The sequence below is a fragment of the Brevundimonas sp. TWP1-3 genome (assembly GCF_049896085.1).
Classification (GTDB): Bacteria; Pseudomonadota; Alphaproteobacteria; order Caulobacterales; family Caulobacteraceae; genus Brevundimonas.
In genome coordinates this window covers 64,757-91,455 of the sequence record NZ_JAFCTP010000001.1, presented here as the reverse complement: position 1 = coordinate 91,455, position 26,699 = coordinate 64,757, and the positions used below count along the sequence as shown (strand labels likewise).

Here is a 26,699-nt window from a genome sequence, read left to right as displayed (position 1 = left end):
GATAATTAACGACGTGAATTCAATGCAGGCGGGCTTTGCCGCAGTACGGAAGCGGCAGGATTTGCCGGGGCGTTAACCAAACAGTCACCGCCGCCCGTCATGCATGGGGTCATGACGCGGAGCACCTACGCATGAAGGTTGTCGGCCCAAACGGCGTCAGCACGCCTGCAAGCACACGCACGACGCGATCCGCCAGCGGCTTTTCGCTGGGCCAGGCGCCGGCTGCGGCGTCGCCTTCAGCCGCGACGGCCAGCTCTGCAACCGGCGGCGTTTCGGACGTTTCGGCCCTTATGGCTTTGCAAGGGATCGAAGGGCCGCTTGAGAAGCGTCGCCGGGCGATCCGACGGGGCGGCGGTCTGCTGGACCGACTGGACGAACTCAAGCTGGCGCTACTGACGGGCGATGCGGACGAAGGCTCGCTGGATCAGCTGGCGCGAACCCTGCGCGAGGAGCGCACAGACGACGGTGATGCGGATCTGAGCGCCCTGCTGGACCAGATCGACCTGCGAGCCTCCGTGGAACTGGCGAAGGCTGAAATGCGCGGGAAACGGGGCTGAGGCGGAATAATCCCCTAATCTCAGTCGGCTAAGCTTCCCGGGTGAGTGAGATTTGTCACTGTAAGCCCTCGGATCGCCGTAATCGGATCACGGAATCGAGAACCGCGTTGCCGCGACTCGACAGGCTGACTATACGGCCATCTACGCCACAGGGGGGCGTGTTAGAGAGCGTGAGATCGATGAACGCTTTGGCGTCCGTTGTGTCCGACGAAACCGGCCCGTATCGGCCGTCTGACAGCGAACCGTTCATGAACGAACGGCAGCAAGCCTATTTCAAGAAGAAGCTGATGGATTGGAAGGACGAGATCCTTCGCGAGTCCAAGGGCACGGTGGTCAATCTGAAGGCGGAGACCGAAAACCACCCCGATCTGGTGGATCGCGCCTCTTCTGAGTCTGACCGCGCCCTTGAGCTTCGCACCCGGGATCGCCAGCGCAAGTTGATCTCCAAGATCGACGACGCCCTGCGCCGGATCGAGGACGGCTCCTACGGCTACTGCGAGGACACCGGCGAGCCCATCAGCCTGGGCCGTTTGGAAGCCCGCCCGACGGCGACCCTGTCGGTCGAGGCCCAGGAACGCCACGAACGCCGCGAACGCGTCCACCGCGACGACTGATATTGAGCCCGTTCAGGCGGGAAGAGCCGGGGTCAGATCGGTCTGGCTGAAGTCGTCGCCCTTGAACAACAAGGGGGCGTCGCTTTCCTTGGCCAAGGCGTAGGCAAAACAGTCTCCGAGATTGAGCCTGGCGGGCGTTCGCTTGCCGAAGTGCCACTCAGCGCGTGCGGCAAGGGACGCGGTGCGTGATGTGGCGGCGGCGATCCGTATTCCCAAACTGGCGATCACTTGGTCCAGGTCGGCGACGCCAGCCTCTCCGCGAAGGGCTCTAAGACGCGTCGCAGCCTCCCAATATCCAACGGGCGATAAGACGAGGTCTGTTTCACGCGCCATGAACCGACGAAACGCCATGTCTTCAGGTTCTCGGAGCAGCACCGCCACCAAGGCGGAGGCATCGACCACGATCATTTGGGCAGACCGTCTTCGTCATAAATGTCATCGTCGGTCAGCAGGGGGCCAATGATCGGCAGGCTGTTGAAGTGAGCGACGATTTCTTCAACTGCGGCGAGTTTGGCCTCGATTTCAGCCTCTCGTCTGGCGACCAGACGCTCGTCGCGCTCTCTGACCATCTCCTCGACTAGGTCGGTGATGGACTTGCCTTCAAGACGTGCAAGTTCACGCAGCCGTTCGGCGACTTCGGGCTTTCTGATCTGAACAGGCGCATTCATGACGGATCGAAATCTATCATGATAAGCCGTTCAATCCAACCCGCGCCTTGACTTCGCCGGGTTGCGGGGCGACCTAGCCGCCTCGCTTTCGAGGTCGTCTATCCATGTCCGTCAAGGTCCGTTTCGCCCCGTCTCCCACGGGTAAGCTGCACGTCGGCAATGTCCGCACCGCCCTGGTGAACTGGATGTTCGCCAAGGGGCAGGGCGGTTCGTTCGTGCTGCGCATCGACGATACCGACCTGGCGCGCTCCACGCCCGAGTTCGAACAGGGGATCGAGGACGACCTGACCTGGCTGGGGATGCCGTGGGACGAGCGTTACAACCAGTCCAAACGGTTCGGCCGCTATGAGGAGGCCGCCGCCAAGCTGAAGGCTTCGGGCCGGCTGTATCCCGCCTATGAGACCGCCGACGAACTGGACCGCCGCCGCAAGGTGCAGCTGTCGCGCGGTCTGCCGCCGATCTACGACCGCGCCGCGCTGGAGCTGACCGAAGACCAGAAGGCCGCCTATGAGGCCGAGGGCCGTCGCCCGCATTGGCGTTTCAAGCTGGAAGGCAAGCGGGTCGCCTGGGAAGACCTGGCGCGCGGTCATGCCGAGGTGGACACGGCCTCGATGTCGGACCCCGTGCTGATCCGCGAGGACGGCCTGTTCCTCTACACCCTGCCGTCGGTCGTGGACGACATCGACATGGCCATCACCCACATCATCCGGGGCGAGGACCACGTCACCAACACCGGCGCGCAGATCGAGATCTTCGAGGCGCTGGAGGCGACGGTTCCGGGTTTCGCCCATATGCCGCTGCTGGTCGGCGCCGATGGTGCCGCCCTGTCCAAGCGCCTGGGTTCGCTGTCGATCAGCGACATGCGCGATCAGGGCTACGAGCCCATCGCCATCACCAGCCACCTAGGCCGTATCGGAACGTCAGATCCGCTGGAAGTCGGCGCCTCGGTCGAGGCCTTGGGTCAGAGCTTCGCCTTTTCCAAGATGGGCCGGTCGCCGGCTCGTTACGACACGGCGGATCTGGACCGGCTGAACGCCCAGGCCCTGCATGTCATGGACTATGCGACGGCCCAGCCGCGTCTTCAGGCCCTGGGCGCCGATCTGGGCGAGACCTTCTGGTCGGTGGTGCGCGGGAACCTGACCAAGTTCGCCGATGTCGTGGAAATGGCGAAGATCGTTCATGGGCCGGTTCAGCCGGTGATCGAGGACGTCGCCTTCATCGAGACGGCGCTGCGTCTATTGCCGGACGTGATCGACGAGAACGCCTGGTCGGCGTGGACCTCGGCCGTCAAGGCCGAGACGGGCGCCAAGGGCAAGGCCCTGTTCATGCCGCTGCGTCTGGCGCTTACGGGCCAGCCGCATGGGCCGGACATGGCGGCCATGGCGCCGCTGATCGGTCGCGAGACGATACAGCGGCGTCTGAGAGGCGAGGCGGCCTAAACCGCCTCGCGCTTCGTTAGGCGTTGCAGACGGCCAGTTCGTCGGCGCTCAGTTCCACGCCCTTGTAGGAGAAGGCGGTCACGGGACCGAACTTTTGAACCACGCGACGGCAGGCGCGCGTTGCAGGTTGCGGCGTGCCGCCCGACGCGGTGCAGGTCGCGCCTTCGCAAGACCAGCGCGCGCCGTCGATGATGGTGGCGCGGGCGGGCGCCGAGGCGGCGTCGACCAGGGTCAGGCTTGTGGCGGCGGGGGCCTGGGCGACGGCCGGAGCGGCGACGAACAGGGCTGCGGCGATGAGCAGGGCGCGCATGGAAAAACTCTCCGAAATGAAGAACGGCGTCGTGCCGCTGCGCCCCAATGTCAGTTTTCCATAAAAACTGTCAATACGTAGTCGCGCGAATATTAGCGTCGATCACTTACCGCTGATCATGTTTCAACTGCGGCATGTCGCCGCCAGCCTGAACCTGGGCCATCGCCTCTTCGACCGTCTCGGCGACGGTCCAGGCGTCGAGGAACGATGGCGGGGTCATGCCTTCCTCGACGCTGTGCTTCATCAGGGCGAAAAAGCCGTTCCAGAAGCCGTTCAGGTTCAGGAAGACGACCGGTTTTTGGTGCAAGTCCAGCCGCTTCCACGACAGTAGTTCGACGACCTCTTCCAGGGTGCCGATCCCGCCGGGAGCGACCACGAAGGCGTCCGACTGATCGTACATCAGCTGTTTGCGCTCGTGCATCGAGGTGACGACGACGGTCTCGACCTCGTCGAACAGGCGTTCGCGGCTGCGCAGGAAGGCCGGCATGATGCCGACGACGCGGCCGCCGGCTTCGTGTGCGCCCCGCGCCGAGGCGCCCATCAGGCCCACGCCGCCGCCGCCATAGACCAGCCGCCAGCCGGCCTCGGCCGTCGCCTTGCCGAAGGCGTAGGCGGCCTCGGTGTAGGAAGGATCGGCGGTTTCGGAGGCGCCGCAGAACAGGCAGACGGAAGAGCCGTCGAACGGCAGGAACGAAACGGGGGGCAGGGACATGGAGCCTCGAAGAAAACGAATACCCGATCTGGCCATGGCCAAACCGACGGCGCTCAAGCTAACACAGGCTCAAGCCGCTGGGTCGCCAGTCCTATATCGTAGAGGCGAAGGATGAAACGTCGGATGATCGTCGCGTGTGTCGCGGTCCTGGCTGCGGCGGCCTGTTCCGACCCGCAGGGCGGCGTGGCGGGGCCGACAGGGGCGGACGAAGCTTCGCCCTGGGTCCGGCCGCCGCTGATCGACGGTGTGACACGTGATGGCGGGGTGCTGGTCGTGCGCGGGGCGGCGGGTCCGAATGCGCGCGTCGTGCTGCGTGCGCCAGGTGCGGCTGCGGTAGCCGCCAGCGCGGATGGGGCGGGCCGATTCGAGCTTCGGCTGCCGCCCCTGCACGGCGATGTGCGGTTCACGCCCGAGGTGCAGGTGGGCGAGGACGCCGCCGTCTCGCCAGAGACCCTGGTGGTCATCCAGGGCGGAGCGGGGCCTGTGGCTCTGATCGCCGCAGGGCAGCCAACCGTCCGTCTGGACGGCGCGGGCGGGCTGGACGCGGTGGATTCGGACGGCGCCACGCTGATGGCGTCGGGTCAGGCGGAAAGCACGGCGCCCGTCGTGACGATCAACGGCGTCGGCGTGACGGCGACGGCGATCGGGCGCGGGCGGTGGCGCGCTGTCACAGGGCAGTCAGGCGCAGCGACGATCACGGTGAACGGCAAGAGCGTCGACTATCCGGGCGCGGGCGGTGCGACGGGTTTCGTCATCGAGCGAGCCGGGCAGGGCTGGCGGATCACCTGGCCCGTGGCGCCGAACGGTCGCCAGTCGGCGTGGCTGCCGGATCGAGGCGGTTGACGTCCTGGAAACCAATTCGGTTAACTAAGAGGATAGTCCTCAGGGACACCGTCACCGAACCTTATTTCAGCCCGGCGCCCCCCGCCGGGCTTCTTTTTGATCGAAGATCAGCCCTTGTCGGGCGTGTCTTTCGCCTTTTCCGTGCGGTCGCGGAACAGGGCGGCACGGGCCAGAAGGATCAGGGTGACCGGCGTGGTGACGGTCAGGAACAGGCCGATCAGGATTTCGCGCGGCATGAAGCGCCCCTCGACTGTCGTGAACCACACCACAGACGCCGCGAGGATCAGCGCCATGCCCAGCGTCGCGCCCAAGGTCGGCGCGTGGACACGCTCGTAAAAGGTCTTCAGCCGCGTCAGGCCGACGGCGCCCAGCAGCGACAGGGCCGAGCCGGCGAGGGCCAGACCCACGACGACGAAGGCGGCCCATGTGGGAACTTCAGCCTGGGTCATTCGATCACCTCGCCGCGCATCAGGAACTTGGCCAGGGCCACGGTGGCGGCGAAACCCAGCATGCCGATCACCAGGGCGGCCTCGAAATAGAGATGGCTGTTGGTGCGAATGCCGAAAACCACGACCAGAAGCATGCCGTTCAGATAAAGGGTGTCCATGCCCAGCACGCGGTCCTGGGCGCGCGGGCCGTGGATGATTCGCCACGCGGCCAGGCCCATGGCGCAGATCAACATCAGCTGGGCCAAGCCCAGGCCCCAGGTCAGCACCGCCGCCGTCATTCGAAGATCTCCATCAGCCGGCGCTCGTATCGGTCCTTGATCAGACGCACCCAGGTCTCTTCGTCCACCAGGTCGAGCACGTGGAGCAGCAGCCGGCCGGTCGCGGACTCGTACTCGACCCACAGGGTGCCGGGCGTCGAGGTGACGATGATGGCCAGGACCGCCAGGCCATATCGGTCGCGCAGGTCCAGCGGGATATGGATGAAGCCGGACGTCCGCTCGTGGCGACGACGGCCCAGGATAATCTGCGACACCGCCCAGTTGGAGCGCACGATGTCGCCGGCGACGTCAATGGCGAGGCGCGCCATGGCCTTGGGCGCCTTCAGCCGCACGCGATCCACGCCCAAGGCCAGCATGATGATTGGCGCCAGCAGGGCCAGCAGCAGGGCGAGCACCAGAGACGGCGGAGCGACCGAGGCGCTGAGCAGGATCGAGGCGACGAACAGACCCAGCGACAGGACAGGGTAGGGCAGGATGCGTCTCATCGGCCGCCACCGCCCAGGACAGCGTGGATGTAGCCCTGCGGCTCGGCCAGCCAGGCCGCCGTATGGTCGGTGTAGATCAGGGCGGAGCCGGCGAAGATGGCCAGGAACACGCAGGCGCCGAGCAGGGCGGCGACCGCCGTCAGCTCGGCCGCGCCCACGACGAACGCCGGCGCATCCTCGTCGCGGGTCCAGATGGCGCCGACGCCCAGGCGGGTCAGGCCGATCAGGACCCCGAGGCTGGAAACCGACAGCACCGCCACCAGCGTCCAGGCCGCCGCTCCGCCGACGCCGACCAACGCGCTGATCATCGACAGCTTGCCGACGAAGCCCGCCAGGGGCGGCATGCCCGCCACCATCAGGGTGCAGATCAGGAAGGCGCCGCCCAGGGCCGCCACGGCCGCCGGGATGACCAGGCCGGGCTCGTTGCGTTCCTCATCGTCGAACGGGTCACGATATTCATCGTCGAAGACGGCGCGCGCCTCACCGACATCGGCCTCGCGCCCCCTCTGCAGAATCTCGGCCAACAGGAACAGGGCGGCGCAGGCTAGGGTCGAGCCAATCAGATAGAAGAGCGCGCCGCTGAGGGCCGCTGGGTCGCCGACGCCCAGGATCGCCAGCACGGTGCCCGACGAGATCATCACCCCGAACCCTGCGGCGCGGGACAGATCGCGCGAGGCGATCAGGCCGAAGGTGCCGAAGGCGATGGTCGCCAGGCCGCCGAACATCAGCCAGGTGAGCCCAAATCCGGCCGAGGCCCCTGCGTCTGCGCCGAACAGCAGCAGGCTGAGGCGGATGATCACATAGACCCCGACCTTGGACAGGATGGCGAAGACCGCCGCCGCCGGGGCGCTGGCGGCCGAATAGGTCGAGGTTAGCCAGAAGCCGACCGGCCACATGGCGCACTTGATCAAAAAGGCCGTGCCCAGCACCGCCGCCCCGATGTGGAACAGGCCCAGGTCATCCGCCGCAATGGTCGGAACCCTGATCGCCAGGTCGGCCATGTTCAGCGTGCCCGTCACGCCGTAGATCAGGCTGACCCCGATCAAGAACAGCAGGGAGGCGGTCAGGTTGACGGCGATATAGATCACGCCCGCCCGCACCCTGGCCTCGCCCGAGCCGTGCAGGGCCAGGCCGTAGGAGGCGGCCAGCATCACTTCGAAGAAGACGAACAGGTTGAACAGGTCGCCGGTTAGAAGCGCGCCGTTCACCCCCATGATCAACAGCAAAAACAGGGCGTGGAAACGCGGCCCGGCCCGGTCCCAGCGCGCCAGGGCGAAGATCAGGGCGCAGCCGCCCAGCACGCTGGTCAGGGCTACCATCATCGTCGATAACCGGTCGGCGACCAGGACGACGCCGTAGGGCGCGGCCCATGACCCTAGGCGATAGACGCGGGCGGTATCGCCGCCGCCCACCGCGCCATTGGCGCTCTCGTGCAGCAGGATCAGCGCCATGATCAGAATGGCCGCCATGGCTGCCAGGCTGAGCGAGGCCTTCAGGATGCGGCGGCGCTCGTTCGCCATCAGCATGGCCGAGGCGATGATCATCGGCAGGACGATGGGGCCGATGATCAGATGGGAATGCCAGTCGGTCATGCGTCAGGCTCCTTGCCGTCGACATGGTCGCTGCCGGTGATGCCGCGCGCGGTCAGGATGACCACCAGGAAAAGCGCCGTCAGGGCGAAACTGATGACGATGGCCGTCAGCACCAGGGCCTGGGGCGTGGGGTCGGTGTAGCGGGCGGGATCGAACACATCGCCCTTCAGCACCGGCGGTGCGCCCGACTTCGGCCGTCCCATGGCGAAGATGAAGATGTTGACCGCATAGGACAGCAGCGACAGGCCCATGATCACCTGGAAGGTGCGAGGCCGCAGCATCAGCCACACGCCCGATGCCGACAGCACGCCGATGGCCAGGGCGAGAACCAGTTCCATCATGACGACTCTCCTTCCTTGGCGTCTCTTTGCTTGGGCTTGCGCAGCGACTGGTGCGCCAGGGCCACCAGGGTCAGGACCGTCGCGCCGACGACCAGCACCACTACGCCCAGGTCGAACAGGACGGCGCTGGCCAGGGGCACGCGGCCCAGTATCGGCAGGTCGGCATACTGGAACCAGGAGGTCAGGAAGGGATAGCCGAACACCCAGGACCCGATCCCGCTGAGCGCTGCGATCACCAGGCCGGCGCCGATCCAGAAGATCGGCCGGATGGCCAGCCGCTCCTCCACCCACCGGGCGCCCGAGGCCATGTATTGCAGGATGAAGGCGATCGACAGGGTTACGCCGGCTGCGAATCCGCCGCCCGGCAGGTCATGCCCGCGCAGGAACAGGTGCACGGCCAGCAGGATGATGAAGGGGAAGATCCAGCGCATGACGACGCGCGGGATCAGCATGGTCTCCTTCAGGGTATCGCCTTCCGAGCGGGTGTCGTGATCGCGGTCCGAGGCGTTCTGGGCCTTCTGCTGACTGGGGTCCGGCAGGGTGTCGTCCGCTGGGCGGAACCGGCGCAGCAGGGCGAAGATCGTCAGGCCGACGATGCCCAGGACCGTGATCTCGCCGAAGGTGTCGAAGGCGCGGAAGTCGACCAGGATGACGTTGACGATGTTGCGACCGCCCGCGTCCTTGTAGGCGTGCTCCACGAAGAAGCGCGAAATCCCCTCGACCGACGGCCGCGTCATCACAGCGTAGGAGATGGCGGCCAAGGCCGTGCCTACGGCTGCGGCGATGATTACGTCGATGCGGCGGCGACGACGCGAACGCCGCTCCATGGCCTGGGGCAGGCGGATGGTCTCCAGCCGTTTCGGCAACCAGCGCAGGCCCAGCAGCAGCAGGACGGTGGTCACCACCTCCACCAGCAACTGGGTCACGGCCAGGTCCGGCGCCGACAGCCAGACGAAGGACAGGCAACTGGCCAGACCCGCCCCGCCCATCAGAACGACGGCCGCCAGCCGGTGATACTTCGCCTGCCAGGCCGCCGCGACCGCACAACTGCCGCCGACCAACCACAGGCCCGCAAAGGCCCAGTTCGCCAGGGTCGGCGTCGGCATGATCGGCCTGATGACCAGGCCCGCGCCAAGGGCGGCCAGACCGCCCGCCAGCAGGGCGACCAGGACGATGGCGCGCAACTGCGGTTGTTGTCGTGTTGCGCCGAACAGGCGGACCAGGGCTTCGGAACCCTTGAATAGGCCCGTCATCGCCCGTTCGAACAGCCAGCCGCCGTTCAGCCGCTTCCAGCCCCAGGGCCCGCCGCGCGGATTGGCGTTGATCCGCTTGCCGAAGACGACATACAGGCCGACGCCTCCGGCCAGGGCGACGAAGCTCAGCACGAGCGGCAGGTTGAACCCGTGCCATAGGGCCAGGCTGTAATAGGGCAGGTCGAAGCCCAGCACCGAGACGGCGGCGCTCTTCAGGAACGGACCCACCGTTACGGCCGGGAAGACGCCGACGACCAGACACAGGGCCACCAGCACCTCGACCGGACGCCGCATCCAGGCGACCGGCTCGTGCGGCACGCGGTCCAGCTTGGTCGGCGGCGGGCCGAAGAAGGTCGTGTGGATGAAGCGCAGCGAATACAGGACGCTGAAGGCGCTGGCCAAGGTCGCCAGGGCGGGCAGGAGCAGGTTCAGTCCGTGGGTGTTCACGCTGGCCACCGCCTCGGCCAGGAACATCTCCTTGGACAGGAAACCGTTCAGCAGGGGCACGCCCGCCATGGCCGCCGCCGCCACCATCGCCAGGGTCGCGGTGAAGGGCATGAAGCGGAACAGGCCGCTGAGCTTCCTCATATCCCGCGTGCCGGCCTCGTGGTCGATGATGCCGGCGGCCATGAACAGCGAGGCCTTGAAGGTGGCGTGGTTCACGGTGTGGAAGATGGCGGCGATACAGCCCAGCGGGCTGCCCAGCCCTAAAAGCAGGACGATCAGGCCCAGATGGCTGATGGTCGAATAGGCCAGCAGGCCTTTCAGATCATGCTGGAAGATGGCGCACCAGGCGCCCAGCAACAGGGTCGCCAGACCCATGCCGCCGACGATTAGATACCAGCTCTCCGTCCCTGCAAAGACCGGCCAGAACCGGATCAGCAGGAAGATGCCCGCCTTCACCATGGTCGCGGAATGCAGATAGGCGCTGACCGGCGTCGGCGCAGCCATGGCGCGCGGCAGCCAGAAATGGAACGGGAACTGGGCGCTCTTGGTCATGGCGCCTAGAAGCAGCAGGATCAGGGCAGGCAGATAGAGCGGGCTCTCCTGAATGGCGTCTCGCGAGGCCAGGACGACATCCAGATCGTAGCTGCCGACGATCCGCCCGATCAGGATCATGCCGACCAACAGGGCGATCCCGCCCGTCGCCGTCACCGTCAGCGCCATGCGCGAGCCTTCGCGCGCCGCCGCGTTCTGATGCCAATAGCCGATCAGCAGGAACGAAAAGAGGCTGGTCAGCTCCCAGAAGACGACCAGCTGGATCAGGTTGCCCGACAGCACCACCCCCTGCATCGCGCCCATGAAGGCCAGCAGGAAGGAGAAGAAGCGCGGCACCGGATCCTTCGGCGACATGTAGTAGCGGGCGTACAGCACCACCAAGGCGCCGATCCCCAGGATCAGGGCGCTGAACAGCCACGACAGTCCGTCCAGCCGCAGCACCAGATTGACCCCCAGCGACGGAAGCCAGGGGATCTCGTAGCGCAGCGTCTCTCCGTCCTGAAACATCGGCCACAGCGCCGCCAGACACCCCAGGCTGACCAGGGCCACGACCCACGACAGGATGGCGGCGGACGTTCGTGCATGGCGCGGCAGGCCGGACGCGACGATGGCGCCGAGGAAGGGCAGGACGAGAATGACGACGAGGAGGAAGCTGATGGACATTACGGCGGCGCGTCTCTCCGAAGTCTCGCGAGGGGCTTGGCCGAACGCTCAAGGTTCGGCAAGGTTCTGATCGCCTCTCACCTACGAACTGGAAAGCGACGCGTCAAAGCGACACCACGGCGCGGCGGCGCTTGATAGCGGTCATGCGGTCTGACGACGGCAAGCAGCCCGGCGGGCTATGCCTGGCGAATATTGCTTTGTCGGGGAGGGGCTTAGGTCAAAGGCCTGTAAGAATGGCGGCCTTTACTCCCGAGTGGCTCCGCGGGTAGGATTCGAACCTACGACCAGCCGATTAACAGTCGGCTGCTCTACCACTGAGCTACCGCGGAACATGCTCGGGAGGCGGGCCTATAGCAGCGCCTGTTCTGATCTTGCAATGGGAAATTGAGCAAATCGACCCGATAATTATCGACGATCCCGAAGACCCGCGTGTTGCGGCCTATCGAGACATCCGTGAACGCGATCTGACGGGCCGCCAGGGCCTGTTCATCGCCGAGGGGGAGGTGGTGGTGCGTGGGCTGGCGTCGGCGGCTTCGCGCTGTCGGCCGTTGTCGCTGCTGCTGGCCGAGAAGAGGGTGGCGGCTCTGACGGATGTGATCCAGGCCCTGCCGCCTGCGACGCCGGTCTATGTGGCGCGACAGCCTGTGCTGGACCGCATCGCCGGATTCGAGCTGCACCGGGGCATATTGGCCCTGGGCGAAAAACCTGCGCCGCCGTCGCTGGCCGAACTGCTGGCGGATGTGAGGCATCAGGACGTGTTCGTCGTCGCCAGCGGCATCGGCAATCACGACAATATGGGCGGTCTGTTCCGGAACGCCGCCGCCTTCGGGGCAAAGGCCATGCTGCTGGATGCGACCTGCTGCGATCCCTTCTACCGCAAGGCCATTCGCGTCTCGGTCGGGGCCGTGCTGCGCACGCCGTTCGCCGTCGCAGAGGCCGAGGTCATCGTGGACGCGCTGCAACAGGCGAGCATCGAGGTGCTGGCCATGACGCCGTCGGCGACGGAGCGCCTGTCGGATTATCGACGGACGGGGCCGGTCGCGCTGGTGCTGGGGTCAGAGGGGCCGGGTCTGCCCCGAACTCTGATCGACCGCTGCCGGCCCATCGGCATCGCCATGGCGGGCGGGTTCGATTCGCTGAACGTCGCCGCGACCAGCGCGGTGGTCCTGCATCACCTGACGACGACGGCGCTGGCGGGGCGCTGAAAACGCGAAGGCCGCCCCGAGGGGCGGCCTTCGTCCGTATCGTCGCGATGGAGGCCTGACCGGGAATCGAACCCGGGTGCAAGGATTTGCAGTCCTCTGCGTCACCACTCCGCCATCAGGCCGCTTTTGGTCCCCGATTTCTCGGGGGCGGTCATCGCGAGGGGCGTTCGCTATCAGATCGGATTGTCCGCTGCAACGCACGGACCTATAAGCGCGCGAGTTTTCCTCCCGGATTATCGTTGAAGGCTGCCCTACAGATGGATTTCACCGCAGAGCGCAAGGCTATGGTCGACTCGCAGGTGCGGGTGAACGACGTGACCGATCGCGCCATTCACCTGGCCATGATGGCCGTACCGCGTGAATCGTACTGCGCGTCCGATCGCGCCTTCGCCGCCTATTCCGAAGAATCGGTGGTCATCGCCGGCGAGCGTCGCCTGATGCCCGCCCGCGACATCGCCAAACTGCTGCAGGCCGCCGATGCGCGGGCAGGCGAGAAGGCCCTGGCCATCGCCGCCCCCTACGCCGCCGCTGTACTGGCGCGCATGGGCGTGAGCGTCACCGCCCAGGAATCGGACGACGCCGTCTTCGCCGTGGTCGGCGAGGCCCTGGCGGCCGAGGGCGTGACGACGGTCGTCGCGCCGCTGGCCCAACCGGCCGGTGAAGGCTGGGACCTGATCATTTCCGAAGGCGGCGTGCAGAGCCTGCCCGAATCGTGGGGCGCGGCCCTGCGTCCCGGCGGCCGTATCGTGGTGGTCGAGCGTCGCGGCGCCATCGGCAAGGCGGCCCTGTATGTGCAGACACGCGAAGGCCTGTCGCGCCGCGAGCTGTTCGATTCGTCGCCGTCGGTCCTTGCCGAGCTGACGCCGGCGCCCACTTTCGCGCTGTAAGAAACAAGAGACGCGCGGTTGCGACGGAAATCCCGTTCGCAACCGTGAAGAAAACTTAACTGGCGTGTGGTTCGGTCAGGCCGCAGTTACGCTTGAGAAAACATTCGGGCGTTCCTCGGGGCGTCAGGCAAGGACGGACAATGTTGAAACGCTCGCGTGTGCTGGCTTCGGCCGCAGTGGTCGCCGTGATGACCGGACTGGGTGCGCCTGCCTGGGCAGAGACGCTGCAGGACGCCATCGCCTTGGCCTATCGGACCAATCCCAACCTGTTGGCCCAACGCGCCAACCAGCGCGCGCTGGATGAGACGGTGGTCCAGGCCCGCTCCGGCCTGCGCCCGACCGTCAGCGCCTCGGCGGGCGTGGATTACACCCGCAGCGACTTCCCCACCGTGACCCAGTTTGTGGACACCAACGGCGACGGCGTGCCGGACACCCAGGTCTCGTCGTCTTCGTCGGAAACCGACGGCGCGAATGTGGGCGTCAGCCTGAGCCAGAATATCTGGACCGCGGGCCGCACCTCGCGCGCCATCGATCAGGCCCGCGCCAGCGTCCTGGCCGGCCGCGAAAACCTGCGCGAGATCGAACAGTCGGTCATGCTGTCGGTGATCCAGGCCTATGTGAACGTGACCCGCGACATGGAAATCCTGCGTATCCGCCAGGAAAACCTGACCGTCCTGCAGCGTCAGCTAGAAGAGACCAGCGCCCGCTTCGAGGTCGGCGAGATCACCCGCACCGATGTGGCCCAGGCCGAGGCGTCGCAGGCGCAGTCCGAAGCCGATCTGGCCAACGCCCAGGCCCAGCTGTCCACGTCGCGCGCCGCCTATGCCGCCGTCGTGGGCCAGTCGCCTAGCGATCTGGAAGCCGCGCCGGCCCTGCCGGCCGTGCCCACCGACTTCGACGTCGCCATCGAGACCGCGCTTCAGCGGAATCCCGGCGTGCTGGCCGCCACCTATACGCTGCAAGGCGCAGAGGCGGCCGTCGCCGCCGCCCGCTCGGAATATCTGCCGTCTGTTCGCGCCACCGCTTCCTATGGCGGCTCGACCAACGATCTGGGCGATCTGGGTGAACTGGCGGACCGTCGCAGCTTCACCGCCGGCGCCACCCTGTCGGTGCCGCTGTTCACCGGCGGTCTGAACCGTTCGCGCGTTGCGCAGGCGCTCGAGCGCGCCAATGCGGCTCAGATTTCCATCGAAGGCGAGCGCCGCACGGTGCTTCAGGACGTCAGCTCGGCCTACGCCCAGGTGCTGTCCACCCGCGCCACGGTGTCGGCAGGCAGCGAGGCGGTTCGCGCCGCTTCGGTCGCCGCCGAGGGCGTGCGCCAGGAGGCCCAGGTCGGTCTGCGCACCACGCTGGACGTGCTGAACCAGGAACTGGCCCTGCGGAACTCGCAGACCCTGGTGGCCAGCGCGCGCGCTGCGGAATATGTGGCCCGCGCCTCGCTGCTGGCCGCCATGGGGCAGCTGGAGGGCCCCGCGCTGAACCCGACCCTCGACGCCTATGATCCCGCGACCAACTACGATCAGGTCAAGGGGCGCGGCGGCCTGCCGTGGGATGGCGTGATCGAGACGCTGGACCGCGTGGCCTCGCCGCCGATCGTCGCCGCCGCCGACGCCGCCGATGCGCCGATCGACACGCAGTTGAAAGGCGAGGTCGTCCGCACCGCGCCGCAGAACTGACGGCCGCCGAATACGGACTGAAACCGCCCGTTGATTCCGACGGGCGAAGATGCGACGACAGGGCATAGGCGCCCAACGATCCGTCGTTCGGCGCCTGACGCTTTCGCGGCGAGCGGCCTAGTCCGTAAGCCAACTTCTTCCCAGGCCTCGCCCAAGGTTGCGCCATGACCGATCAGTCCGCCCAGGAACCGACCATGGAAGAGATCCTGGCGTCGATTCGCCGGATCATCTCCGAAGATGACGCTCCGGCCGAGACGCCCGCCGCAGCTGCGCCTGAAGCCACGCCTGAACCTGTGCCGGAGCCGCTGGCGGCCGAGACCATCTTCGCCGCACCCGTAGAGCCGACGCCGGAACCCGCAGCCGTCGAGGACGACGTGCTGGAACTGACGGACCGCTACGAAGCGCCGGCCGAAACCATCGGCGACCTAGACGTGGTCGAGCACACGCCCGAACCGTATCAGCCCGAGCCGGAACCCGCGCCGCTCTATGCCGAATCGGCGCCCGAGCCTGCGCCCTCCTATGACACCCTGGTCGGCGACAGCGCCGCCGCCAGCGCCGCCTCGGCGTTCGCCGGTCTGGCCGCCTCTTTCAAGAAGCCGGAGCCGACGCAGGCCGCGTCGGGCGACCTGCCCTTCGTCAGCGGCAACACGGTCGAGGCCATGGTCGCAGAGATGCTGCGCCCGTTGCTGAAGGACTGGCTGGACAACAATCTGCCCGGCATCGTCCAGGCGGCCGTACAAAAGGAAGTCGAACGCATCGCGCGCAGCGCCTAGCCCTTCGCTTCACCGCAGACTAATCGAAGGGCGGCTCCTGCTGGGGCCGCCCTTTGTCATTCGAGGCCCCGTGCGGCCGCGCCGCTTGCGCCGCACGACAACGATCAAAGAAGTCCCATGCTTGAGAAGACCTTCGAACCCCAGGCCGCCGAGCCCCGTCTGTACGCCCAGTGGGAAGAGAGCGGCCTGTTCGCGCCGCGCGCCGCCGCCGCGACTGACGGCGCCGCCGACGCCTATTCGATCGTTATTCCGCCGCCGAACGTGACCGGCAGCCTGCACGTCGGCCATGCGCTGAACAATACGCTGCAGGACATCCTGGCCCGCTATCACCGGATGAAGGGCAAGGCGGTGCTGTGGCTGCCGGGCACGGACCACGCCGGCATCGCCACCCAGATGGTGGTCGAGCGTCAGCTGGCCGCCGCCGGCAACGTCGGTCGCCGCGACATGGGCCGCGACGCCTTCATCGAGAAGGTGTGGGAATGGAAGGCCGAGAGCGGCGGCGCCATCGTCCAGCAACTGCGTCGCCTTGGGGCCTCCTGCGACTGGTCGCGCGAGCGGTTCACCCTGGACGAGGGGTTGAACGCCGCCGTGCGCAAGGTCTTCGTGCAACTGCACAAGGAAGGCCTGATCTATCGCGACAAGCGGCTGGTGAACTGGGATCCGCATTTCCAGACCGCCATTTCGGACCTGGAGGTCGAGCAGCGCGAGGTCGAGGGCGCCTATTGGCATTTCTCCTATCCGCTGGCCGACGGCGTGACCTACGAACACCCCGTCGCCTTCAACGAGGACGGCAAGGCGACGGAATGGGAGACGCGCGACTTCATCGTCGTGGCGACGACCCGGCCGGAGACCATGCTGGGCGACACCGGCGTTGCGGTTCACCCCGAAGATGAGCGGTATGCGGGCCTGGTCGGCAAGTTCGTGACCCTGCCCATCGTCGGCCGTCGCATCCCCATCGTCGCCGACGACTACGCCGATCCGACCAAGGGCTCGGGCGCGGTGAAGATCACGCCGGCGCATGACTTCAATGATTTCGGGGTCGGCAAGCGGGCGGGTTTGCCGTCGCTGAACATTCTCGACGCCTTTGGTCGCATCACGGTAGACGATACGACCGACGTTCCCGTTGAATACGTCGGCATGGACCGCTTCGCCGCGCGCAAGGCCATCGTCGCGCGCGCCGAGGAGGACGGCTGGCTACGCGAGATCGAGAAGACCAAGCACGTCGTCCCGCACGGCGACCGTTCCGGCGTGGTCATCGAGCCTTGGCTGACGGACCAGTGGTACGTCGACGCCAAAGTCCTGGCCCAACCGGCGCTGAAGGCGGTGGAGCAGGGCGACACGGTGTTCGAGCCGAAGTCGTACGAGAAGATCTATTTCGAATGGCTGCGCAATATCGAGCCCTGGTGCATCAGCCGCCAGCTGTGGTGGGGCCACCGCATCCCGGCTTGGTTTGGTCCCGAAGCAGGTGACAACGGCAAATGGGCTTATGGCCCGCAGCGCATTTTTGTTGCGATGGATGAGGCTGATGCCATCGCGCAAGCAGAGGCATTCTACGGCTGCCCAGCTACCGTCAGTGATGAAGTGGGGCACGAACCCGCACGGCCAGCCGATGACAGCGAAAACTATCCGTACAAGGCCGTGCGTCTGAAGCAAGACGAGGACGTCCTCGACACCTGGTTCAGCTCGGCCCTGTGGCCCTTCTCGACCATGGGCTGGCCCGAGAAGACCGAGGATCTGGAGCGGTTCTATCCGACCAGCGACCTAGTAACGGCGGCGGACATCATCTTCTTCTGGGTCGCCCGGATGATGATGATGGGCCAGCACTTCATGGGCGAGGTTCCGTTCAAACGGGTCATCATCAACGGCCTGGTCCGCGACGAGAAGGGCCAGAAGATGAGCAAGTCCAAGGGGAACGTCATCGATCCCTTAAGCATCATCGACGAACTGGGCGCCGATCCGCTGCGGTTCACCATGGCCATCCTGTCGGGCACGCGCGACATCAAGCTATCGAAGCAGCGCATCGAAGGATACCGCAACTTCGGCACCAAGCTGTGGAACGCCGCCAGGTTCAGCCAGATGAACGAGGCGCGGCGGGGCGAGGGCTTTGATGCCGCGACGGTCGAACAGACGATCAACCGCTGGATCCGCGGTGAACTGACCAAGGCCGAGCGCGCCGTGTCCGAGGCCATCGAGGGCGGGCGGTTCGACGATGCAGCGGGCGCGCTGTACCGGTTCGTCTGGAACGTCTTCTGCGACTGGTATCTGGAACTGGCCAAGCCGGTGTTCAACGGCGCCGATGAGGCCGCCAAGGCCGAGACGCGGGCCATGACCGCCTGGACCCTGGACCAGACGCTGAAGCTTTTGCACCCGGTCATGCCCTTCATCACCGAGGAGCTGTGGGCCGAACTGGGCAAGGAGGGGCCGGCACGCGACGGCCTGCTGATCGGCGCTGAATGGCCGGTGCTGCCGGACGCCTTCATCGACGCCTCAGCCGAGGCCGAGATCGGCTGGCTGGTCGATCTGGTTGGGGAAATCCGGGGCCTGCGCGCCGAAATGAACGTACCGGTATCGGCCAAGCCGCCGCTGGCCTTTGTCGCTCCCGACGCCGTGACCGCCGAGCGTATCGCACGCCACCGCGACCTGATCCTGACCCTGGGCCGGGTGTCCGAGGTCGGATCGGCGGAGGCCGCGCCAACGGGCGCGGTGACCTTCGTTTCGGGCGGATCGACGGTCGCGCTTTCGTTAGCCGGCATCATCGACCTGACCGCCGAACGGGCGCGTCTGGAAAAGGAAATCGCCGCCTTCGACAGCGACATAGGTCATTTCAACAAGAAGCTGGGCAATCCCAACTTCGTGTCGCGGGCCGCGCCGGAAGTCGTGGACGAGCAGCGGGCCAAACTGGCCGAGGCCGAAGCCGGCAAGGTCAAGCTGCAGGCGGCGCTGACGCGGTTGGCGTCGCTGTGAGCCCTTCTCCCCTCGGGGGAGAAGGTGGCCCGCAGGGCCGGATGAGGGGGTTGGTTCAGCCTGATCCCCTCGTTGATGTTCGGTCCGAGTGTGGCAGCCCCCTCATCCGTCTCGCTCCGCGAGCCACCTTCTCCCCTCGGGGGAGAAGGGCGTGAGGACGCGGATCGATCAGCTTTTGGTCGCGCGCGGGCTGTTTGAAAGTCGTTCGCAGGCGCGCGCGGCGATCGAGGCGGGGCTGGTGGCCGCCAACGGCGTAGCCGTGCGAAAGCCTTCGGAGCAGTTCACTGACGATGCCACACTTCAGGCTCAGCCCGCCCACCGTTGGGTCGGACGGGGGGCGTTGAAACTGGATCACGCCCTGACCGTCTGGCCTGTCGTGGTCGAGGGCAGGGTGGTGCTGGACGTCGGCGCCTCGACCGGCGGATTCACCGAGGTCTGTCTGGATCGCGGCGCGGCCCAGGTGTTCGCCGTCGATGTCGGCTTCGGCCAGATGCACGAGCGGGTCGCGGCCGATCCGCGTGTGGTCAGCCTGGAGCGAACCGACGCGCGCGACCTGACGCCGGATCTGATCCCGGAAAGGCCGTCGCTGATCGTGTGCGACGCCAGTTTCATCAGCCTGATCAAGGTGCTGCCCGCCGCTCTGGATATGGCGGCGCCGGCGGCGGACCTGATCACCCTGGTCAAGCCGCAGTTCGAGGCCGACGGTCCCGGCGGCGGCAAGAAGGGCGTGGTCAAGGATACCGCCGCCCACGCGGCGGCCGTCGAACGTGTGCGGGACTGGCTGGAGGCGATGAGCTGGACCGTGCAGGCGACGACCGAGAGCCCCATTACCGGCGGCGACGGCAATGTCGAGTTCCTGTTGTGGGCAAAAAAGCCGGGCTAAACAGGCTTGCTGCCGGTAGCCCTCAAACACGGGCTCAAGTCGCGCGAAGCGCGATAGCCCCAAAATAAAGAGAAACCGCCGGAGGATTGCTCCTCCGGCGGCTCCGTCACGCCGTCGATCGACAGGGGGGCTGAAAATTAATCGACGACGCGATAGCGGCCGTACTGGTCGGGGCAGGTGCGGACATATCGAGTGTCCGTGCGACCATCGGGCAGACGGACCTGGCTTTCGGCCAGACGGCATCCGTCTGAATTCTGATAGGACTCGACCGGGCGCGAGCGGTCGTCGTAGTAGCCGCCACTGCTGTAGGCATAGTCGTCGCGACGATCCTCGTAACGATAGCCCTGATCGCCGGTGTAGCGATCGTCGTAGTAGCTGGGCTGGCTGTAGCCCTGGGCGTAGTAGCCATTCGACCCATAGCTGCTCTGGCCATAGTTGTTCTGATAGCTGCGGCAGGCGTCCGAGCTGGAGCGGCCGACCTGCGACCCGACCACGGCGCCGAGGACGCCGCCCAGGATGCTGCCTTCGGTTCGACGACCGCGCGCCGCCAATTGCGAGCCGATAACCGCGCCCGCGCCGCCGCCGATCACTGCGCCGGCGCCGGTGCGACCCTGGCGTTCACGCGCGCAGGGGTCGTAGGACTGCTGATAGCCGCGCCCGTAGTTGTAGTACGGAGCATACGCGCCGGTGCCGTAGTTCTGGCTGTAGCCGTTGCCGTAATAGACTTGCGCCGACGCCGTGAGCGGGGCGGCGGTGACGCCGAGCGCCAAGGCGGCGACGGCGGCGAGCGATGTTTTGGTGAGACGCATTTTCCAAACCTCTGAGGACCGAACGGTTTCCGTCAATCGTTAACGGCAAAGCCTCGTGTCTCGTTGCAGAGAGATTTACGACCGCGAAGCTGAACGGCAATTGATCGGTTCGTTCATATTCGTTCATGTTCGCCGCGCCCGCTATAACGTCCGCAAAACGCCGCGTGGGTTGAGCGGCGGGGTACGCACGGCTAGAAGCCCGCCGATGGACATCTTCACGATCGACCGCGTCGGCGGCCAGGGCGACGGCGTCGCCCAGACGCCGTCGGGGCCAGTCTTCGCCAGCCTGACCCTGCCCGGCGAAACGGTGCGCGGCGTGGTCGTGGACGGCCGGTTGGACCAGGTCGAGATCGTCACCCCCAGCCCCGACCGGATCGCACCGGTGTCGCCGCAGTATGGCGACTGCGGCGGGTGTTCGCTTCAGCACTGGTCCGAGGGGCCGTATCTGGACTGGAAGCGCGAGCAGGTTCGGCTGACGCTGGCGCGCGAGAGTATCGAAACCGAGATCGAGGCGACCGTGGCGACGCCGCCCGGAAGCCGTCGCCGCGTGGCGCTGCATGCCCGTCGGACGCAGGACGGGCGGGTGGTGCTGGGGTTCAAGGCGCGTCGCTCGTGGCGGCTGGTCGAGGTGCGGGCCTGTCCCGTCGCCGATCCCCGGATCGTGGCGGCCATTCCGGCGCTGGTCGAGTTGGCTGCGGCCTTTTTCGAACATCCCAAATCCGCGCCGACCCTGCATGTCACCTGGACCCTGTCGGGGCTGGACGTCGATGTGACGGGGGTCGAGCGGCGCTCGGGCGGCGGGCTGTCGGCCGATGCTCAGTGGAAGGCCATCCAAGCGGCGCATCGGGCCGATCTGGCGCGGCTCAGCCTGGCGGGCGACACCCTGGTCATGGTGCGCCAGCCCAAGGTGGCGTTCGGCCCGGCGACGGTCTCCCTGCCGGCCGGCGGTTTTCTGCAGGCCGTGCCCCAGGCGGAAGACGCAATGACCTCGCGCGCGGTAGCGGCGGTGAAGGGGGCCAAGAAGATCGCCGACCTGTTCTGCGGCGCGGGCGCCTTCACCTTCCCTTTGGCGACCGTGGCGCCCGTGATCGCGGCGGACGCCTCCAAGCCAGGCATCGACGCGCTGAAGGCCGCCGTCGGTTCGGCCAAGGGCCTGAAGGCCATCACCGCCGAGGCGCGCGACCTGTTCCGCCGACCGCTCAATCCGTATGATCTCAAAGGGTGCGACGCCATTGTGTTCGACCCACCGCGCGCCGGGGCCATCGACCAGACGACGCAGATCGCGGATACGAAGGCCTCGGTCGTCGTCGGGGTGTCGTGCAATCCCCAGACCTTCGCCCGCGACGCCCGCGTGTTGATCGACGCCGGGTTTCGGCTGGAGACTGTCACGCCGATCGACCAGTTCCTGTGGTCGTCGCATGTCGAACTGGTGGGGGTGTTCAGGCGATGACCATGGACGATCAGAACGACGAAGGCTTTGTTGAGGATGGGGGCGGTTTCGACGCCGAGGACTGGACGCGGCTGAAGCCGTTCGTCGGCGCCGTGGGGACCCTGGACGATGTGCAGGCGCGCCGGGCCGTTTTCGCCCTGGGCGACACGGACGATCCCCGCCCGATCGTCATGGACCTGCCCCAGCCGGTGATCTGGTGGGAGGAGGACGGCGAGCAGGCGGCGGTGGCCGTGCAGGCCGAAAGCCACCTCGGCCCTGACGGCGAGGAGATGGAGATTCTTGGCCTGATCCTGCCGGACGGCGAGGGGGCGGTGGCCCTGATGGAGGATGTCGATCTGGTCGATGATACCGATCCGACCTGGCGCGACCTGGTCACCCGCGCCATCGATCCGTCTGCGGCGGACGACTAACCCAGCGCTGCGGCGACGCGGGCGACGAAGTCCGGCTGCGCCGGGATGTCGCCATGGTCCGCGCGGGGGAACACCAGACGCTCGACATCGACGCCGCGCGCTTCAAGATCCTGAGCCAGTTTTCGGCTGAGCGCTGGCGGCAGGGTCTCGTCGCGACCGGCTTCCAGCACCACGACTTTACCCGGATAGCCTTCCAGCGTCGCCGGCACGTCCACGGTCGCCAAGGCATCGGCCAACTGGACACGGACCAGAGGCCGCCACAGGCCGATCATCTCGTTCACGGCGTCGCGGGCGGTGGGCGTCGTCGCCTCAAGAACAAGGGAGTCAGCGCGTATGACGCGCGCGGCCTCGGCGCAGATCGGACCGCCCAGGGAATGCCCCCAGGCGATCAGTTTACGGCCCTCGGCGTCGGCCTGTGTGCGAGCGGTCGCCGCAATGACCTCGCCTGCCGACCTGTAGGTCGCGAAGTTCGCCTGTCCAGGCGTGTCGCCCGAGCCGGGATAGTCGAACATCAGCACGTCGCCGAATGGCGCAAGTTCGGTCGCCACCTGCGCGCCGCTGACGCCGCGCCGGAAGAGATTGCCGCCGCAGTAGAGGATCAGCGGTGCGTCTGTGCGACCTGTCCGCACCCGCGTGGCGGCGACCGCGCCTCCAGGATATTGCAGGGACAGGGTTTCGGCCCCGGGAATGGCGCGACCGGGCGTTAGGTCGATCTTCTCGGCCTTCACGCGCGCGTCAGGATAGAAGAACTGTCCCTCGGGCACGCTGACGGTCATGCAGCCGGCCAGGACGCCGGACAGACACAGGGCGGCGACGGCCGCAGACAGACGCTTGATCATGAAATCCCCCAAGGATGCGCGACGCTAACCTGAAGGTGTAGGTTCAAGCAATCTTATCGAGGGGCAGTTCGAAAAGATCCATCTGCGGCCGAGCGTCGGCGGGCACGCGGAACTGGGTTTCGTCCAGCAGGCGGTGCGGCGTGTCGAGGCCGTAGCGTTTGACGGCGGCCTTGAACCGCGCGCCGATCAGTTCGGCCACCGGGCCGGTTCCCTTCATGCGCTGGGACCAGTCGGCGTCGTAATCCTTGCCGCCACGCGTCTGGCGGATCAGCGACATGACGCGCGCCGCGCGGTCCGGCCGGGCGTCGGCCAGCCATTCGCGGAACAGGTCCTTGATTTCCAGCGGCAGGCGAAGCGTCACATACATGGCCCGCGTCGCCCCGGCCTTTGCGGCGGCTTCGAGGATGGATTCCAGTTCGTGGTCGTTGAGGCCGGGGATGACGGGCGCAAAGCCGACGCCGACGGGACAGCCCGCATCCGCCAGGCGGCTGATGGCCTCCAGCCGTTTGGCCGGGGTGGAGGCGCGGGGCTCCATCGCGCGGGCCAGACCCCGATCCAGCGTGGTGATGGAGACGAAGGCCGAGGCCAGCCCTGCCTTGCCCATCGGCCCCAGGATGTCTGCGTCGCGCCCGATCAGCACCGACTTGGTGATGATGCTGAACGGGTGGTTGAAGCGTTGCATGACCTCCAGGATCGAGCGCGTCGATTTCAGATCTCGCTCCACCGGCTGATAGGGGTCGGTGTTGCCGCCTATGTGGATGCGTTTGCACCGGTATCGGGGGGCGAGGAACGCCTGTTCCAGCAGACTTGCGGCTTGGGGCTTGAAGAAGATCCGGCTCTCGAAATCCAGGCCCGGGGATAGGCCCATCCAGGCATGGGACGGACGGGCGTAACAGTAGATGCAGCCATGTTCGCAACCTTTGTAAGGGTTGATGGAGCGGTCGAATCCGATGTCTGGGCTGTCGTTCCGGGCGATGATGGTGCGGGCATGCTCCGGGGTGAGGGTGGTGCGCAGCGGCGCGGTCTCGGCGTCGTCGCGCGTCCAGCCGTCGTCGAACGACTGATGCTGTTCAGGCTCGTAGCGGCCGGTCGCATTCGAACGCGCCCCTCTTCCCTTGGCGGTTTCCATGGGAAGGACGATGCGACATCATCTGGAACAAAGCAAGAACATTTGTTCTCGCTTTTTGGTCACCTCAGTTAGGGGCGATGACCATGCAAGTAACGCGACGTTCAGCCAGGGCCTCGCACGCAGTCTTGGCGCCGGTCTCCGTCAGGCCGACGAAGCGAGAGCGATACCAGTCGCCGGCCGTCTGGACGTTGCGTTCGGCCGTGGCGAACTGGGTGCGGAAACGCCGGTTGAGCTCGGTCAGCCAGTCGCTGGCGACCTTCTCCTCACGGAAGGCGCCGACCTGAACGGCCCAGCGTCCGGCGGGCGTGCGGGCCGCGGCGCGGGCCGGCTCTCGCGCCGGGGGCGGGGTCGCGCGACGCGGCGTGGTTGAGGGCGCGACGGCCGCGCTCGATGGTGCGCCGTTCAGCGAGGCGGTGACATTGTGGGGCGCGCGAGCGGTCGGAGACGAGGCCGCAGCCTGGCCGATGGCCTGTGCGGTTGCGGCGGTGCGCTGGCTGGCCGCGCGTTCCGACGGGGCAGGCGCGACGCGGGTCGGCAGGGCGGCGGGCGGCGGGGCCGCCGTATAGGCGACGGCGGTGGATTCGGCGCCGATCCCGTCCTCGTCGTCATTGACCGAGGCGTAGGCGATCGGGGAGTCGGCCGAAACGCCGCCGACGCCGAAGCCGCGCTGTTCGAAGAAGGTCTGGGCGATCTGTATCCGCTCGCCTTGGGCGCGACGGCGTTCGACCTCGAAGCCGGTGTCCATCAGTTCGGCGACGTGGGCGTTGCGGCTGGCGGTCGAACGGCCGCCCAGCACGATGGTGATCAGTCGGCGTCCGTCGCGCACGGCCGAGGCCGCGAGGTTGTAGCCCGAGGCGTTGGTGTAGCCGGTCTTCATGCCGTCATAGCCGCGCCCGGTGGGCAGAAGGCCGTTGGTGTTGCGATAGTTGCGGCCGTTGTAGGCCCAGTCATGCAGGCCGAAGTAGCTGTAATACTGTGGGAAATCACGCATGATTGCGCGCGCTAGGATGGCCTGGTCGCGCGCCGAAGTGATCTGGCGCGCATCGGGCAGGCCGTTGGCGGTGAAATAGCGGGTTTGGGTCATGCCCAGCTGTTCCGCCTTCAGGGTCATCATATTGGTGAAACGGGCTTCCGACCCGCCGATGTGCTCGCCGATGGCCAGGGCCATGTCGTTGGCGGACCGCACCGCCGTGGCGCGCATTGCGTCGTCGAGGGTGATGGTCTGGCCGGCGGCGAGGCCCAGCTTGGACGGCGGTTGCGAGGCGGCGCGCGGCGAGATCGTCAGCACGTCGTTCACGTTCGCCTTGCCCTGAGAGAGGGCCTCGAACGCCAGATACAGGGTCATCATCTTGGTCAGGGACGCGGGATAGCGGCGGCTGTCGGCGTTGCGGGCGAACAGAACCTCGCCGGTGGCGGCGTCGATGACGATGGCGGCGTAGCGGCTGTTCTCCTGGGATTGGGCCTCGATCGGCCGGACATTCGCGCCCAGGACCAGCGAAAGCGCGAGAACGGCGAACAGGCCACGGCGGAGAAAAGCGATCATGGGCGGGACAACCCCTCGGTGAACAGGGTGCGACAGGGCCCCCCGGCCGTCACGAAGAAAGAGCTAGCATAGGAAGCGCGGGTTTCGTGGTGGTTAACCGCTCGTCAACGGGAATTTGACCCGACGACCAAGGTTATCGCTGATAATATGCTGCATTGCACAATAAGCTTGAAAAACCTTCGCACTTGCAGCATAAGAAGGGCCTGCGAGGAGCATCCTCGCCTGAAATTTCCGCCCAGCGCCCGTCACCTCGGGCCACATCACCGGAGAGACGACCATGGCCGACGCCACCGAAAACGTGAAGAAGACTGCCGATCAAGCCACCGCAGCCGCGACTTCGGCCGCGGCCAAGGTCAAGGCTCAGGCCGAAACCATGCAGGCTGCAGGCACCCAAGCCTTCCGTGAAGGCATCGAGAAATCGACCGCCTCGCTGGCCGAGCTGAATGCGCACGGCAAGAAGAACCTGGACGCCATGGTCGAGTCGGCCACAGTCGCCCAAAAGGGCGCCGAGGCCCTGTCGCAGCAGGCGCTGGGCTTCGCCAAGTCGTCCTGGGAAGAAGGCGTCGCCGCCTCCAAGGAACTGTCGACCGCCCGTTCGGTGCAGGAGTTCTTCGAGCTGCAGACCGCCTGGGCCAAGAAGTCGATGGAGCGCTATGTCGCCGAACTGACCAGGACGAACGAGATCGTCACCGCCACGGTCAAGGACAGCATCAAGCCGATCAACGAGCGCGTCACCGCTTCGGTCGAAACCTTCCAGGCCGCTCGCTAACCACGGCGTCCTCTACGGATCGAGAAGGCCCCGGAGTTCGCTCCGGGGCTTTTTTACGTTTTGGATCCGTCGTTTGCTCTTCACGCAATCCGTGACTGGACGCCGCTTCAATTCAGGCCATCATTCCCTATCTGTTGAAGACAAGACGACTCCCCGATT

The 26,699-nt window shown here is 66.5% G+C and carries 27 protein-coding genes and 2 tRNA genes; 13 read left to right on the top strand and 16 right to left on the bottom strand.

Translation table 11 applies throughout. The features are described 5' to 3' along the window. Positions 1-131 precede the first annotated feature (131 nt). The gene (locus ACP693_RS00505) at positions 132-557 is read left to right on the top strand and encodes a flagellar assembly protein FliX (protein ID WP_426016233.1); all 426 of its coding nucleotides are present in this window, start codon (positions 132-134) and stop codon (positions 555-557) included. A 179-nt stretch (positions 558-736) separates the two neighbouring features. After that, on the top strand, positions 737-1,171 hold the full coding sequence (gene dksA, locus ACP693_RS00500) for an RNA polymerase-binding protein DksA (RefSeq protein WP_425984509.1): 435 nt from the start codon (positions 737-739) through the stop codon (positions 1,169-1,171). A 12-nt stretch (positions 1,172-1,183) separates the two neighbouring features. On the opposite strand, the gene ACP693_RS00495 is transcribed toward dksA, so the two are convergent. Together ACP693_RS00495 and ACP693_RS00490 are read right to left on the bottom strand one after the other, a co-directional pair. After that, positions 1,184-1,579 carry a type II toxin-antitoxin system VapC family toxin gene (locus tag ACP693_RS00495; RefSeq protein WP_426016235.1) on the bottom strand — a complete coding sequence of 132 codons (396 nt, stop codon included), beginning with the start codon at positions 1,577-1,579 and terminating at the stop codon, positions 1,184-1,186. Continuing rightward, positions 1,576-1,839, bottom strand: coding sequence for a type II toxin-antitoxin system VapB family antitoxin (locus ACP693_RS00490; RefSeq protein ID WP_409715613.1), 264 nt, complete (start codon positions 1,837-1,839; stop codon positions 1,576-1,578). The genes ACP693_RS00495 and ACP693_RS00490 overlap by 4 nt, the downstream gene beginning before the upstream one ends. Before the next feature lie 104 nt (positions 1,840-1,943). Here ACP693_RS00490 and gltX point away from each other — a divergent pair, with 104 nt between their 5' ends. Further along, a complete protein-coding gene (gltX, locus tag ACP693_RS00485) occupies positions 1,944-3,278 on the top strand; it encodes a glutamate--tRNA ligase (RefSeq protein ID WP_426016237.1) in 1,335 nt (444 codons plus the stop codon). 16 nt (positions 3,279-3,294) lie between these two features. Here the strand turns inward: gltX and ACP693_RS00480 are convergent, their stop codons facing one another. Both ACP693_RS00480 and ACP693_RS00475 read right to left on the bottom strand, forming a co-directional pair. Further along, complete coding sequence (locus ACP693_RS00480) at positions 3,295-3,588, bottom strand: CC_3452 family protein (RefSeq protein ID WP_409715607.1); 294 nt, start codon at positions 3,586-3,588, stop codon at positions 3,295-3,297. A gap of 106 nt (positions 3,589-3,694) precedes the next feature. Beyond that, complete coding sequence (locus ACP693_RS00475; RefSeq protein WP_426016239.1) at positions 3,695-4,300, bottom strand: TIGR00730 family Rossman fold protein; 606 nt, start codon at positions 4,298-4,300, stop codon at positions 3,695-3,697. Between the two features lie 111 nt (positions 4,301-4,411). Here ACP693_RS00475 and ACP693_RS00470 point away from each other — a divergent pair, with 111 nt between their 5' ends. Beyond that, positions 4,412-5,143 (top strand): hypothetical protein, encoded by a 732-nt coding sequence (locus tag ACP693_RS00470; RefSeq protein ID WP_426016240.1) that lies wholly within the window; start codon positions 4,412-4,414, stop codon positions 5,141-5,143. Between the two features lie 107 nt (positions 5,144-5,250). On the opposite strand, the gene mnhG is transcribed toward ACP693_RS00470, so the two are convergent. The 7 genes from mnhG to ACP693_RS00435 all read right to left on the bottom strand — a co-directional run bounded on the left by mnhG (position 5,251) and on the right by ACP693_RS00435 (position 11,532). Next, positions 5,251-5,592, bottom strand: a complete 342-nt coding sequence (gene mnhG / locus ACP693_RS00465; RefSeq protein ID WP_426016241.1) for a monovalent cation/H(+) antiporter subunit G — start codon at positions 5,590-5,592, stop codon at positions 5,251-5,253. Next, on the bottom strand, positions 5,589-5,870 hold the full coding sequence (locus tag ACP693_RS00460) for a K+/H+ antiporter subunit F (RefSeq protein ID WP_426016242.1): 282 nt from the start codon (positions 5,868-5,870) through the stop codon (positions 5,589-5,591). The genes mnhG and ACP693_RS00460 overlap by 4 nt, the downstream gene beginning before the upstream one ends. After that, on the bottom strand, positions 5,867-6,355 hold the full coding sequence (locus ACP693_RS00455) for a Na+/H+ antiporter subunit E (RefSeq protein ID WP_426016244.1): 489 nt from the start codon (positions 6,353-6,355) through the stop codon (positions 5,867-5,869). The genes ACP693_RS00460 and ACP693_RS00455 overlap by 4 nt, the downstream gene beginning before the upstream one ends. Next, positions 6,352-7,947 carry a monovalent cation/H+ antiporter subunit D gene (locus ACP693_RS00450; RefSeq protein ID WP_426016246.1) on the bottom strand — a complete coding sequence of 532 codons (1,596 nt, stop codon included), beginning with the start codon at positions 7,945-7,947 and terminating at the stop codon, positions 6,352-6,354. The genes ACP693_RS00455 and ACP693_RS00450 overlap by 4 nt, the downstream gene beginning before the upstream one ends. Further along, positions 7,944-8,288 (bottom strand): Na+/H+ antiporter subunit C, encoded by a 345-nt coding sequence (locus ACP693_RS00445; protein WP_426016248.1) that lies wholly within the window; start codon positions 8,286-8,288, stop codon positions 7,944-7,946. Before ACP693_RS00445 ends, ACP693_RS00450 begins: the two co-directional genes overlap by 4 nt. Continuing rightward, positions 8,285-11,203, bottom strand: coding sequence for a monovalent cation/H+ antiporter subunit A (locus ACP693_RS00440; protein WP_426016249.1), 2,919 nt, complete (start codon positions 11,201-11,203; stop codon positions 8,285-8,287). The genes ACP693_RS00445 and ACP693_RS00440 overlap by 4 nt, the downstream gene beginning before the upstream one ends. 254 nt (positions 11,204-11,457) lie before the next feature. Beyond that, positions 11,458-11,532, bottom strand: a tRNA-Asn gene (locus ACP693_RS00435). A 42-nt stretch (positions 11,533-11,574) separates the two neighbouring features. Here ACP693_RS00435 and ACP693_RS00430 point away from each other — a divergent pair. After that, complete coding sequence (locus ACP693_RS00430; protein WP_426016251.1) at positions 11,575-12,408, top strand: TrmH family RNA methyltransferase; 834 nt, start codon at positions 11,575-11,577, stop codon at positions 12,406-12,408. 48 nt (positions 12,409-12,456) lie between these two features. Here ACP693_RS00430 and ACP693_RS00425 read toward each other — a convergent pair. After that, positions 12,457-12,530: transfer RNA gene (locus ACP693_RS00425), tRNA-Cys, on the bottom strand. A 117-nt stretch (positions 12,531-12,647) separates the two neighbouring features. Between ACP693_RS00425 and ACP693_RS00420 the strand changes: the two genes are divergently transcribed. The 5 genes from ACP693_RS00420 (at position 12,648) to ACP693_RS00400 (ending at position 19,591) form a co-directional block, all read left to right on the top strand. Next, positions 12,648-13,295 (top strand): protein-L-isoaspartate O-methyltransferase family protein, encoded by a 648-nt coding sequence (locus tag ACP693_RS00420; protein WP_426016253.1) that lies wholly within the window; start codon positions 12,648-12,650, stop codon positions 13,293-13,295. A 140-nt stretch (positions 13,296-13,435) separates the two neighbouring features. Beyond that, a complete protein-coding gene (locus tag ACP693_RS00415) occupies positions 13,436-14,971 on the top strand; it encodes a TolC family outer membrane protein (protein ID WP_426016255.1) in 1,536 nt (511 codons plus the stop codon). A 164-nt stretch (positions 14,972-15,135) separates the two neighbouring features. Then, positions 15,136-15,744 (top strand): DUF2497 domain-containing protein, encoded by a 609-nt coding sequence (locus ACP693_RS00410; protein ID WP_426016256.1) that lies wholly within the window; start codon positions 15,136-15,138, stop codon positions 15,742-15,744. A gap of 117 nt (positions 15,745-15,861) precedes the next feature. Further along, entirely contained in the window at positions 15,862-18,708 is a 2,847-nt protein-coding gene (locus ACP693_RS00405; RefSeq protein ID WP_426016258.1) for a valine--tRNA ligase, read from the top strand. 151 nt (positions 18,709-18,859) lie between these two features. Then, entirely contained in the window at positions 18,860-19,591 is a 732-nt protein-coding gene (locus tag ACP693_RS00400) for a TlyA family RNA methyltransferase (RefSeq protein ID WP_426016259.1), read from the top strand. Positions 19,592-19,728: 137 nt separating this feature from the next. On the opposite strand, the gene ACP693_RS00395 is transcribed toward ACP693_RS00400, so the two are convergent. After that, complete coding sequence (locus ACP693_RS00395; RefSeq protein WP_426016261.1) at positions 19,729-20,400, bottom strand: glycine zipper 2TM domain-containing protein; 672 nt, start codon at positions 20,398-20,400, stop codon at positions 19,729-19,731. 205 nt (positions 20,401-20,605) lie between these two features. Here ACP693_RS00395 and ACP693_RS00390 point away from each other — a divergent pair, with 205 nt between their 5' ends. Then, positions 20,606-21,850, top strand: a complete 1,245-nt coding sequence (locus ACP693_RS00390) for a class I SAM-dependent RNA methyltransferase (protein ID WP_426016263.1) — start codon at positions 20,606-20,608, stop codon at positions 21,848-21,850. Between the two features lie 2 nt (positions 21,851-21,852). Next, a complete protein-coding gene (locus ACP693_RS00385) occupies positions 21,853-22,260 on the top strand; it encodes a hypothetical protein (RefSeq protein WP_426016265.1) in 408 nt (135 codons plus the stop codon). Here ACP693_RS00385 and ACP693_RS00380 read toward each other — a convergent pair. The 3 genes from ACP693_RS00380 to ACP693_RS00370 all read right to left on the bottom strand — a co-directional run bounded on the left by ACP693_RS00380 (position 22,257) and on the right by ACP693_RS00370 (position 25,771). Next, entirely contained in the window at positions 22,257-23,099 is an 843-nt protein-coding gene (locus ACP693_RS00380; protein ID WP_426016267.1) for an alpha/beta hydrolase family protein, read from the bottom strand. The genes ACP693_RS00385 and ACP693_RS00380 overlap by 4 nt on opposite strands. A gap of 43 nt (positions 23,100-23,142) precedes the next feature. Then, a complete protein-coding gene (locus ACP693_RS00375) occupies positions 23,143-24,228 on the bottom strand; it encodes a PA0069 family radical SAM protein (protein ID WP_426016269.1) in 1,086 nt (361 codons plus the stop codon). A 64-nt stretch (positions 24,229-24,292) separates the two neighbouring features. Continuing rightward, positions 24,293-25,771, bottom strand: a complete 1,479-nt coding sequence (locus tag ACP693_RS00370) for a serine hydrolase (RefSeq protein WP_426016270.1) — start codon at positions 25,769-25,771, stop codon at positions 24,293-24,295. Between the two features lie 277 nt (positions 25,772-26,048). Between ACP693_RS00370 and ACP693_RS00365 the strand changes: the two genes are divergently transcribed. Next, positions 26,049-26,540, top strand: a complete 492-nt coding sequence (locus ACP693_RS00365; RefSeq protein WP_426016272.1) for a phasin family protein — start codon at positions 26,049-26,051, stop codon at positions 26,538-26,540. Positions 26,541-26,699 lie beyond the last annotated feature (159 nt).

Excerpts from the sequence above, each read along its gene's own strand:
- ACP693_RS00475 (WP_426016239.1), bottom strand. The coding sequence starts at position 4,300 with ATGTCCCTGCCCCCCGTTTCGTTCCTGCCGTTCGACGGCTCTTCCGTC.
- ACP693_RS00470 (WP_426016240.1), top strand. The coding sequence starts at position 4,412 with ATGAAACGTCGGATGATCGTCGCGTGTGTCGCGGTCCTGGCTGCGGCG.
- ACP693_RS00390 (WP_426016263.1), top strand. The coding sequence starts at position 20,606 with ATGGACATCTTCACGATCGACCGCGTCGGCGGCCAGGGCGACGGCGTC.
- ACP693_RS00505 (WP_426016233.1), top strand. The coding sequence starts at position 132 with ATGAAGGTTGTCGGCCCAAACGGCGTCAGCACGCCTGCAAGCACACGC.
- ACP693_RS00380 (WP_426016267.1), bottom strand. The coding sequence starts at position 23,099 with ATGATCAAGCGTCTGTCTGCGGCCGTCGCCGCCCTGTGTCTGTCCGGC.
- gltX (WP_426016237.1), top strand. The coding sequence starts at position 1,944 with ATGTCCGTCAAGGTCCGTTTCGCCCCGTCTCCCACGGGTAAGCTGCAC.
- ACP693_RS00370 (WP_426016270.1), bottom strand. The coding sequence starts at position 25,771 with ATGATCGCTTTTCTCCGCCGTGGCCTGTTCGCCGTTCTCGCGCTTTCG.
- ACP693_RS00450 (WP_426016246.1), bottom strand. The coding sequence starts at position 7,947 with ATGACCGACTGGCATTCCCATCTGATCATCGGCCCCATCGTCCTGCCG.
- ACP693_RS00480 (WP_409715607.1), bottom strand. The coding sequence starts at position 3,588 with ATGCGCGCCCTGCTCATCGCCGCAGCCCTGTTCGTCGCCGCTCCGGCC.
- ACP693_RS00385 (WP_426016265.1), top strand. The coding sequence starts at position 21,853 with ATGGACGATCAGAACGACGAAGGCTTTGTTGAGGATGGGGGCGGTTTC.
- ACP693_RS00410 (WP_426016256.1), top strand. The coding sequence starts at position 15,136 with ATGACCGATCAGTCCGCCCAGGAACCGACCATGGAAGAGATCCTGGCG.
- ACP693_RS00405 (WP_426016258.1), top strand. The coding sequence starts at position 15,862 with ATGCTTGAGAAGACCTTCGAACCCCAGGCCGCCGAGCCCCGTCTGTAC.
- ACP693_RS00395 (WP_426016261.1), bottom strand. The coding sequence starts at position 20,400 with ATGCGTCTCACCAAAACATCGCTCGCCGCCGTCGCCGCCTTGGCGCTC.
- ACP693_RS00440 (WP_426016249.1), bottom strand. The coding sequence starts at position 11,203 with ATGTCCATCAGCTTCCTCCTCGTCGTCATTCTCGTCCTGCCCTTCCTC.
- ACP693_RS00455 (WP_426016244.1), bottom strand. The coding sequence starts at position 6,355 with ATGAGACGCATCCTGCCCTACCCTGTCCTGTCGCTGGGTCTGTTCGTC.
- ACP693_RS00460 (WP_426016242.1), bottom strand. The coding sequence starts at position 5,870 with ATGACGGCGGCGGTGCTGACCTGGGGCCTGGGCTTGGCCCAGCTGATG.
- dksA (WP_425984509.1), top strand. The coding sequence starts at position 737 with ATGAACGCTTTGGCGTCCGTTGTGTCCGACGAAACCGGCCCGTATCGG.
- ACP693_RS00375 (WP_426016269.1), bottom strand. The coding sequence starts at position 24,228 with ATGGAAACCGCCAAGGGAAGAGGGGCGCGTTCGAATGCGACCGGCCGC.
- ACP693_RS00490 (WP_409715613.1), bottom strand. The coding sequence starts at position 1,839 with ATGAATGCGCCTGTTCAGATCAGAAAGCCCGAAGTCGCCGAACGGCTG.
- ACP693_RS00445 (WP_426016248.1), bottom strand. The coding sequence starts at position 8,288 with ATGATGGAACTGGTTCTCGCCCTGGCCATCGGCGTGCTGTCGGCATCG.
- ACP693_RS00495 (WP_426016235.1), bottom strand. The coding sequence starts at position 1,579 with ATGATCGTGGTCGATGCCTCCGCCTTGGTGGCGGTGCTGCTCCGAGAA.
- ACP693_RS00415 (WP_426016255.1), top strand. The coding sequence starts at position 13,436 with ATGTTGAAACGCTCGCGTGTGCTGGCTTCGGCCGCAGTGGTCGCCGTG.
- ACP693_RS00365 (WP_426016272.1), top strand. The coding sequence starts at position 26,049 with ATGGCCGACGCCACCGAAAACGTGAAGAAGACTGCCGATCAAGCCACC.
- mnhG (WP_426016241.1), bottom strand. The coding sequence starts at position 5,592 with ATGACCCAGGCTGAAGTTCCCACATGGGCCGCCTTCGTCGTCGTGGGT.